We start from the raw sequence: 985 nt of genomic DNA on the forward strand, positions 1-985 counted from the left end.
TGCCGTTGACCACCGGCACGATCACCAGGTTCGCAGCGGTCTGGCCCGCCACCACGTTCAGGTTGGACGCGCTGGTGCGGGTCGTGCCGTTCGGGTGGACGGAGACGTAGCTCGTCGCCGTCGGGCTCGTCGCCGTCACATTCATGACGACCGCCGTCACACCGGTGGCCGGGACGCCGTTCCTGCCCGTCACCTGGAGCGTGACCGTCTGCCCGGCACCCACCTTGGCCTGCGGCACGCCGAGTCCGACACGGGTGTCCATGAACCGCGTCGGCGTCAGCGGACGGTAGGTCGAACCGTCCGCCACGGAGGTGAAGTAACCCGCCACATCCGCGATCAGGTTCACCGAACCGGCATTGTTGTAGAACGACACCTTCCCGTTCACCACCGGCACCACCACCAGGTTCGGAGCCGTCTGGCCCGCCACCAGGTTCAGGTTCGACGCACTGGTGCGGGTCGTGCCGTTCGGGTACACGGAGACGTACGTCGTCGCCGTCGGGCTCGTCGCCGTCACGTTCATGACCACGGCCGTGACCCCGGACGCGGGAACACCGCCCTTGCCGGTCACCTGGAGCGTCACCGTCTGCCCGGCACCCACCTTCGCCTTCGGCACGCCGAGTCCGATGCGCGTGTCCATCAGACGGTTCGGTGTCACCGGCTCGTACGTCGAGCCCTCGCCGGACGCCGCGAAGTAACCCGACACGTCCGCGATCAGATTCACCGAACCGGCATTGTTGTAGAACGACACCTTCCCGTTCACCACCGGCACCACGACCAGGTTCGGACGCGTCTCACCGGCCTTCACGTTCAGGTTCGAGGCACTCGTGCGCGTCGTCCCGTTCGGATACACGGACACATAGGTCGTCGCCGTCGCGGTCGTCGCGGTCACGTTCATCACGACCGCCGTCACCCCCGACGCGGGCACCCCGCCGACGCCGGCCACCTGCAACGTGACCGTCCGCCCGGCACCCACCTTCGCCTGCGG

At 68.0% G+C, this 985-nt stretch carries 1 pseudogene; it reads right to left on the reverse strand.

Going from position 1 to position 985, the window contains the following annotated elements:
* Nucleotides 1-985 (reverse strand): annotated as a pseudogene (locus IE198_RS34765) (PKD domain-containing protein); the annotation flags it as partial.

The organism is Streptomyces xantholiticus (genome assembly GCF_014651015.1).
In the GTDB taxonomy this organism is placed as follows: domain Bacteria; phylum Actinomycetota; class Actinomycetes; order Streptomycetales; family Streptomycetaceae; genus Streptomyces; species Streptomyces xantholiticus.